The organism is Terrabacter aeriphilus (genome assembly GCF_039542985.1).
Classification (GTDB): domain Bacteria; phylum Actinomycetota; class Actinomycetes; order Actinomycetales; family Dermatophilaceae; genus Terrabacter; species Terrabacter aeriphilus.
On the sequence record NZ_BAABIW010000013.1, the window covers coordinates 1 to 7,908 of the forward strand.

Consider the following 7,908-nt stretch of genomic DNA (forward strand, 5'->3'; position numbering starts at 1 on the left):
TGGCCGCTCCTACGTCCATGACCGGGACGAACTCGGCGACCGCGCTACACCACTATCGGGGACTCAACTCTGCGACCACGACCGACCCTTAAAGGGATCGGTCCCGGATGACGGCCGTACCGGCGTCACCTCCACAGCACGCTTGCTTGCGGAAGGTGCCCTCGGCCCCGCGGAGTCATCGGTCGATGCTCCGAAACGAGTCTCACATGACCAGCTCGTGATCGGCAGCCAAAGGCGCCGCGATTCCACCGGACCCGGCCGAGGTTCGGCCGTTGGCGATACAGGCATCCCGCCCACCTATGCGGCAGGTCAACGGCACGAACTTGCGAAGTTTGACCGCGGTGATGCAAACCACTGCATCGAGGTGGCGGAGCGCGAGGTCAACATTGGATCGGTGATCCACGCACCTCAGAGACCCGTGACGGCCTGCTGCGCCCCGGCAAGACGACCGCGATGTCGTTAGCCTCTGCTGGGTGAAGCGACTGTCCCGGCGGCCCGAACAGATCGAAACCCTCAACTTCCACGCTGCGGTCGATGTCCCCGCGCCTGGTGAGCAGCGGCGGGTGTCCGACCCAGCTCGGGTCGGGGCGACGGTCGCCCAGTTCGAGGCGGGCCTCCGCGACTCCCTGCAATCGCCGTCACGCATCCGGGGATGGGTCAGCGACCAGCTGTTCGGTCTCGTCGCAGCCGACCTGGGAGGGTGCAAGCTGGTGAAGCAGGAGGACGCCGGCGTCCTGTTCTACGAGGACGACGTGAAGTTGCCGGACTGGCGGCTGACGCTCCTGTCGGACAAGAACATTCTCGTCGAGGTCAAGGCCGAGGACGACAACCACCCGCGGGTATCCAAACTGCGCCTAGCCGAGGTAGCCCGGTTGAAGCGCTACGCCGAGCTGAACGACTGTCCGCTATACATCGCGGTCCACTGGGTCGCGATAAGCATGTGGACGCTGGTCCCGATCGACGACTACGTCCGGTTCGGTGATCACTTCGAGATCGGCCTCCAGACCGCTTTCAAACGCAACCACATGTGCTCGCTGCTCAGCGACCGCATGCTCGGGCTGAAGCCCCCACTGGAGTTCCGCCTGACGATGGAGGCGGTACCGGAGGAGGATGGTGCAACCGAGATTGAAGGTGAGCCAGAAGAAGTCGGAACGAGGAAGCTGTCCTTGGTGACCACCGCTGTCCACATGTTCGCCGGTGGCGAGGAGATGGTCGACAAGAGCGAGACCGCGCTGGTCTGGTTCCTCCTCCAGCACGCACGTTGGCCGTGCGAGGAAAGGATGGAGGTCGCCGGGGACGGCGTGTGGGAGATGGTGTTCACGATGGCGCCCGAGCAGAGCCACGCCGAGCAGGGCTTCGACATTATCGGGGCCCTGAGCGAGCTATACACCCGCATGTTCTACACCGGCACTACCTCGCTCGAGGACGAGACGACCAAGCTCAGCATCGACGTCGAACCCGGCACCCTTCCGCGACTCGTTCCGACCGACCTGAAGTCGGACCGGCTTCCGTTGTGGCACCTCCGCATCGACCCGTCCGCTCCAGCCGCCGTCGGGGACGAGTAGCGGTTCGACGAATCCCCCCTCGCGGAACCTGGGTCGGTCGATGTTTGAGCTAGCTTCAGGTGACGGCAGAAAGGCCCCCGGACTACAAGCCCCTCCAGACCGGGGCTTTGCGCATTTCCCAGCTTGGCCCCCGGCACGCCGGCCGCAGTTCAAGGGGTCTACATTTCCGGCTCGACCGGAAGGCCCGCGCGGGAAACCGGTTTTGCCAGACCGTCGAGGTCCGGAAGCATTGGGATGCCCAGCCAAGACCCGGAGACACGAAGTGATGAGTACTACGCCCCTGACAGTCACGCCCGCTGAAGAGCCGCGCCTCCGCCAGGTCATGAAGGACATTCAGAAGGACGTCGCCGCGTACTACGCCGAGACCGCCCGAGCCGGTGATCTCGGCGTACAGGCCCGCAACTGGCTCGGCCGGGTGCAGAATCTCAACGACCTGCTCGCAAAGCAGCTCGGCGACAAGGCCACGTACCTTGCACTGTTCACGCCGACGCCCACACCCGGCGCCGAGCTCATCAATGCGGTCAAGTATGCCCGCAACGTGGACCAGCACCTGATGTTCGAGGTGTCACCGAGTGAGGACGTCCTCATCGGCGGCAGCCATGGCATGCGGACTTACGGCTACTGGCGGCCCATCCCTGCCGCAACACATGCAGAGCTGCACGAGGGGACGCGGCGCCTGCAACCCGCTTACCAGTCGAACCTAGAGGGCAAGGAGCTGACGGGCACGATGCTCGCTGTGCTCCGATTCTTCGCCGACATCGCGCCGCAGATCGTTCACCGAGACCACCGCGGTGAGTGGACCGGCTTCCCTCTCAAGAGCCAGCCAGCGGTCAGTGACCCCCTGCACCCTGAGGAGCCTGTCGGCAACGCGGCAGCCGCGAACGCCTGGCTCAACGAACGCCGCCCGAACGGCGACGTGCGCGTCGTCATAGGCCAGGTCACCATGGGGGAGACGCCCTACCTTGTCGGCTTCACTTTCGCCGACCAACTCTCCTTCTCCCCGTTCGTCGAGACGCCCGAACAGGTCGACCGCGACATCGCCGCTGGCTTCACCTACCTCCAGGGCGACGTACTCGGCAACGTCGAGAACGTCACCCACAAGTTCCCCATGCCCCCAACCGGTGCCGTCTTCCTCAGCCCGAAGGACGTGGCGACCTGGGCCACCCCCCTCATCCAGACCAGGTACGGGACGGACTGGATGACAGGCCTTGACCCGGACAGTTGGCGGCACGTCGTCTCTGTCGAGCACCCGGGCTGGTTCCCCGACTCCGTTGCGTACGAGCAACGGCGAGCGTTCCGGCTGTACGCGCAGGTGCCGCCGCGGTAGCGCCGGCAGGTCCAGTGCGCCGTACCAGCTTGAGACGCCGGTGACCCTTCATTGCCTGACGAATGCTGACAGCTTTGTCTCCGGAGTGTGATACCAAGGAGGTGTGAAGGCGTCCAAACCCATCCTTGAATCACTCCCCGCGCGGGTTCGTTCCGACGTTTTGGCCCGCTTCGACCTGTTGATCGACAGATCGGGCGGGCCAGATGCCTGTTGGCCGTATCTCAAGGGAACCCAGCGCGGCTACGGGAAAATATGGGTTCCTAAGCCCGATGGGGGCCGACGCATGGTTCTGGCGCATCGCCTAGCGTTCGAGGTCGAGAACGGCCACGTCGACGAGACCGTCGACCACATCTGTCACGACCATGAGACATGCGCCGGCGGCCCCACATGCCCGCACCGTCGATGCTGCAACCCGGCCCACCTCGTCGCCGCGACGAACGTGGCAAACGCCCGCCGCGCCCAGCTAGGCCGCAAGAAGAACACTTGCCTGGCGGGGCATGAACTGACCGACGAGAACACCTATCACTCGCCTTTTGGGGGCCGCCGCTGCCGCACTTGCGCGGCCGCTCAGATGCGCTCCCGCCGCGCAGAAGCTGCTGCGCAGCGAAAGGCCCGGCCCAAGAAGCGCCGATACCGCCCGCGAGGCATGACACGCGAGCAGCTCGTCCGGTGGCTCCTCGAGGGGGCGGAGACCGTCAGGGGCGGGTGCATGATCCCCGACACCCCTGCCAATGGATCTGGCTACCGGACGGTGGGTGTCGACGGCCGTGCGACGTCTGTGCACCGTCTCGTGTTCGAGGTGAAGCATGGCCCCATCCCCGACGGCATGGTCGTTGACCACACGTGCCACGATCCTCGCACCTGCCCTGGCGGACTTACCTGCCCGCACCGCGCATGCTGTAACCCTGCCCACCTCGCCCTCGCCACCTACGGCGAGAACGTCGCCGAGGCCCGCGCCTCTCGCCTGAAGCCCACCCACTGCAAGCGCGGGCATGAGTTCACTGAGGAGAACACCTATACCGACAAGCGCGGCTCGCGTCACTGTCGGGTGTGCGGTGTGAACCGCGGCGCCGCCGATGAGAAGAAGCCCCGCGACGAGCGGCGACGCGTCGACGGGAAGTGCCGTAACGGGCACGACATCGCCGCCCACGGCCACATGGTCGGCGACCGACTCCGCTGCAAGGAGTGCCACAGGATTCGCAACCAGGAGTATCGAGCCCGAAGGTACGCGGCCAGCGAGGCATGACATGGCCGCAGAGCCTCGCGCGCAGACTCGATGAAACTGATGAGCGCACGAGCGCGCAGACAGTCCCAGTCGCCGTCAGGACGTTCATCGAAGTGAAAGCACCCTTCGCCTCGGTCGAATGACAGGTCAGAGATTTGCGCGGGGCGCTTGGCGCCCGGGCTTCAGGGCGAACCTCCTGCGTCCCCTCAGTTAGTTTCCGCTGGGTCGAGGTCCGGACGGGCGCGGTGTAGCCGAGCAGCGTGGCGGAGCACCCTGGTGGCCGCTGAGGCGTCGGCATCGACCTCGACGACGAACGGCGTCACTACCGTCACTTGCGTGGGCGCCGCCGAGCCCCAAGCGAAGGTGCGCTCGAATGTGTCACCGGTCGGGTGCAGCAAGGGCGACAGGGATCGGCTGACAGCCTTGGACAGCGAGGTCGTCGACTCAGCGGTGACTGGCTGGCCGTCGTCGTCGACGACACCGGGGAACGCGAGCACCAGCGCGTTCGGAGCGCCCACGTCACCCGTAAACCCGACCGCGAGCATGTCGAGTGTCTGCCTGGCCTTGACCTTCCACCACACTCGCTGACCGGGCACGGTCGGGTAGGAGCCGCCGGCGTCCTTGATGACCAGGCCCTCGATGCCGCCAGCGGTGAGCGTGTGGAACCACTTTCTGGCCAAGGCCACGTCGTCGGTCTGCTGACACAGCACGATGGGCGACGCCATCCCCGCCAGGGCCTGCTCGAGCACGGTCCGACGATCCTGGAGAGGACGGCCGCGAAGATCCTCCGATCCGGCCGCGAGGACGTCGAAGACGACGAGTTGGGCAGGGCGTCGGGCGGCGACCGTGCGGATCCGCCGACCGGCGGTCATCCGGGCCTGCAAGCCCTCGAAGTCGAGCCGGCCGGCAGCCGGATCCCACGCGAGGACCTCTTCATCCAGCACAAGGTCATCCGGAAGCCGGGAGGCAAGGGCCGGCGTGAGGTCGGGGAACAGGGGCGTGAGGTTGGTGCCGTTGCGGGAGAAGATCTTCCCGCCGCCGACGAGCGCCCGGTACCCGTCCCACTTCGGCTCCCAAACTAGGTTCTTCACCCCGGATGGGGACAGGTCATCGACGGGTCGCGCCAGAGCGACGGGTGAGTGAAGCGACACGACAGCCACGTCGCTCACCTTGCACTTCTGGGATGGCGGGGCACGAGGATGCGAGTCGCGCCCGGCCCGGACGGCTTCAGGGCGTCCGTCGGCGACATGGGCGTCCGCACGTTCGTGCACGTCAGCGCCATGCGGACGCTACGGGACGGCATAGGACGCCTTCCGGCGAACGTGGAGGGCGCGTGCCTGCCACGGCGCGACGGCACGCGGCATGACGGGCGTCAGGATGTGCCGCCAGACGGCGTCCAGCCCCGTCCCATGCTGTCCGTGCGCCTCTGACGTGCGTGGACGTCTGGACACCCATCGCGACCCGGACACCGTGCAAGGTGTCCGGGTCGCTGGGCCGCGCCGTGTGGGCGAGGTGCTCTCAGGTGGTCGGTGGGCTCTGTTGCAGCTCCTCCGCAGCAGGAGCCGGGCTGCTCGGTAGGTACCGCTCCCACGCGTCCTCGAAGTCCTCACGGCGGTAGACTCGTTTGCTCTTGTCCCTCGTGTGTCCCGTTCGTATGCCGTAGCGCGCGAGGTGCCTGCCAAGCTTCGACGGGTTGAGGTTCATGTCTCCCCATGGCGCGGCGTCGTCATCCTCGAGCGCGTGGACAAGCCGATGGGAACTGATCTCGGAGTCGTCGAACTTCTCAAAGACGCGCCGGATGTCAGCAAGTAGCTGCACGCCGATCGACTGGGCTTGGTCGTCGTCTTCGGTGGCGAGGACGAAGTGGGTCGCTGCTGCTCGGGCTCGGTCGGGCCAGTCACCCCCCACGCAGTCTGCGACCGCGAGGAGCGGCTCCCAGGTGTCCGCGGCTCGGTCGTCCACTCCAGGCGGCATCGTCGGCTCCGCTCCTTCGAGCTGGCTCACGGCCTCTTCGCCCCAGTCGTGTAGCCGGTCCCTCAAGGTCTCGAGACCTGGACCGTCCCGCTTCTGACGGAAGGAGGAGACGACCTCGCTGTCCTTGCGGCGTCGCATCGCGAGAACGACCGCGCGGTCCTCGATCGTGTCCGGCATGCTCCCGATGCCGGCGACAAGCGCCATCGCGAATGTCGGGAAGTCGGTCGGCACCCTGTTCGGCCCTTCACACCGGCCGTACGTGAGGCCTCGCTGGTGACCGGCGTTGAGCAGTCCCCGGAGGTCCTCGTTCTGCTCGGCCTTGACCTTCGTGCCGAACAACGCGTCCGCCTCATCGAGCAGGATCGTCGGGGGATGGTCCACGCCGAGTGAACGGAAGATGTACGGGGCGGACACGTTGACAGTGCGCAGCGGCGAGTGAACCAAGCCGGCGACGACCTCGACGAGGCGAGACTCGCCGGACCGCTTCTCCGCGGACCGAGCCACCAACCGCGGCGCGTAGTCGAAGGCAGGGAGAACGTGTGTCGTGGCGACCCAGAGGGCAACCGCCACGTAGGCATGCTCGCTCGGTAGGACGCAGTATCGGCGAAGGCACCTCTCTACCGATAGGAGCAGCCCTGCGGGATCCTCGTCGAGCTCCTGCACCACTCGCAGATCTGGGACGGCGCTCATGCCGGCCTCGCCTTCCGCGCGCTGGCCACGGTCCGTCGCGCCGCCACCTCTGCCTCGCCTGCTCGCACAGCGGCGTCCACCAGGTCCTCGGCTGTCTGGTCGAGAACCCCGAGGTTCAACGCCCTGCGGCTTGCCCAGTAGAGGGCAGCGTTGCGGTTGCCCGGCGCCTGGGAGGCGACGAAGTGAACCAGGTGCCGCAGCGAGCCGGACACAGGCCTGACCGTCGGAGCAGGCCTGCTGACACACGGCGGGCGCAGGACCTCCCGCAGCCAGGTCGGAAGGGGGGCGATGGGGCCGTTGTGCCACTCGTACGCTCCTCCGGTGGCAGGGTGGACGCTGGGCGGCAGCACGCAGTAGCCGTTGGTCTTGAGGTCGATGCCGACCGGAAGGTGCTGCCGGCTCAGTTGGCCCGCTGGCCGCTGGAAGTAGAGGTGCCTCCCTCCGTCCCCACGGCCCGACATCGACGTCAGCGTCTCCGGGACGCTGCGACCGTGCACCAGCTCCTCCCAGCCTCGGTCGCCGCCGTTGCGTGGGTCGATGTCGAGCACTAGGACCGAGCGCGGCACCACGCCTCCGATGTTGGCCTTGGGCCAACGGCGCCACCACTTCTCGATCTGCTCACGAGAGGAGCTGGCGTCATATAGGCCGTGCCGGGTCAGCGGAATCTTCCCCTGCAGGGGCATGACTTCCCAGCCGTTCCCGACAAGGGCGAGCGCCGCGGTCAGGAGATCCACGAGAGCCTCCCACGGGCCGGCACGAGCCGGACCAAGCACATCTCCACCCACTCTCCGCGCGCTCGCGCCCGGGCGACTGCCCTTTCGGCACCGGCCAAGGTGGTGTAGACGCGTGTACGGATCGAGGGGCCGTGGACCAGCACCGCGTACGCCTTGAGTGCGTTCCGCTTCGAGAACTGGTCCTGTCGGTCTGAAGTCGTATCGTATGTCTCGAACATGATTGCCCTCCCTGTTCATGGCGGGGTCGGCCTTGGCAGAGGCAGGCCTCGTTTGTTCTTTGTCGAGGTTCCTGACTGTCAACGGCGGCTGAAAATGGACCCCGCCTCGACGGGGCGGGTTCTAGTCAACGTCGCAACAAGGACGGACTTTCGGAGGCTAGCAGCGCGGCGAAGA

The 7,908-nt window shown here is 66.6% G+C and carries 6 protein-coding genes; 3 read left to right on the forward strand and 3 right to left on the reverse strand.

Translation table 11 applies throughout. The annotated features are described in order from the left end of the window. Window positions 1–473 precede the first annotated feature (473 nt). From ABD979_RS09065 to ABD979_RS09075, 3 genes are all read left to right on the forward strand, one after another. Window positions 474–1,565 carry a hypothetical protein gene (locus ABD979_RS09065; RefSeq protein WP_345507146.1) on the forward strand — a complete coding sequence of 364 codons (1,092 nt, stop codon included), beginning with the start codon at window positions 474–476 and terminating at the stop codon, window positions 1,563–1,565. A gap of 322 nt (window positions 1,566–1,887) precedes the next feature. Beyond that, entirely contained in the window at window positions 1,888–2,892 is a 1,005-nt protein-coding gene (locus ABD979_RS09070; RefSeq protein WP_345507147.1) for a hypothetical protein, read from the forward strand. Between the two features lie 103 nt (window positions 2,893–2,995). Then, window positions 2,996–4,138, forward strand: a complete 1,143-nt coding sequence (locus ABD979_RS09075; RefSeq protein ID WP_345507148.1) for an HNH endonuclease signature motif containing protein — start codon at window positions 2,996–2,998, stop codon at window positions 4,136–4,138. 185 nt (window positions 4,139–4,323) lie between these two features. Here ABD979_RS09075 and ABD979_RS09080 read toward each other — a convergent pair whose 3' ends face one another. The 3 genes from ABD979_RS09080 to ABD979_RS09090 form a co-directional block, all read right to left on the reverse strand. Further along, a complete protein-coding gene (locus ABD979_RS09080; protein WP_345507149.1) occupies window positions 4,324–5,286 on the reverse strand; it encodes an ATP-dependent DNA ligase in 963 nt (320 codons plus the stop codon). Window positions 5,287–5,635: 349 nt separating this feature from the next. Continuing rightward, entirely contained in the window at window positions 5,636–6,781 is a 1,146-nt protein-coding gene (locus ABD979_RS09085; RefSeq protein ID WP_345507150.1) for a DUF3631 domain-containing protein, read from the reverse strand. Next, entirely contained in the window at window positions 6,778–7,515 is a 738-nt protein-coding gene (locus tag ABD979_RS09090) for a bifunctional DNA primase/polymerase (protein WP_345507151.1), read from the reverse strand. The genes ABD979_RS09085 and ABD979_RS09090 overlap by 4 nt, the downstream gene beginning before the upstream one ends. Between the last annotated feature and the right edge of the window lie 393 nt (window positions 7,516–7,908).

Bases quoted from the DNA above. Each gene is read 5' to 3' on its own strand.
- ABD979_RS09070 (WP_345507147.1), top strand. From the start codon at position 1,888: ATGAAGGACATTCAGAAGGACGTCGCCGCGTACTACGCCGAGACCGCC.
- ABD979_RS09085 (WP_345507150.1), bottom strand. From the start codon at position 6,781: ATGAGCGCCGTCCCAGATCTGCGAGTGGTGCAGGAGCTCGACGAGGAT.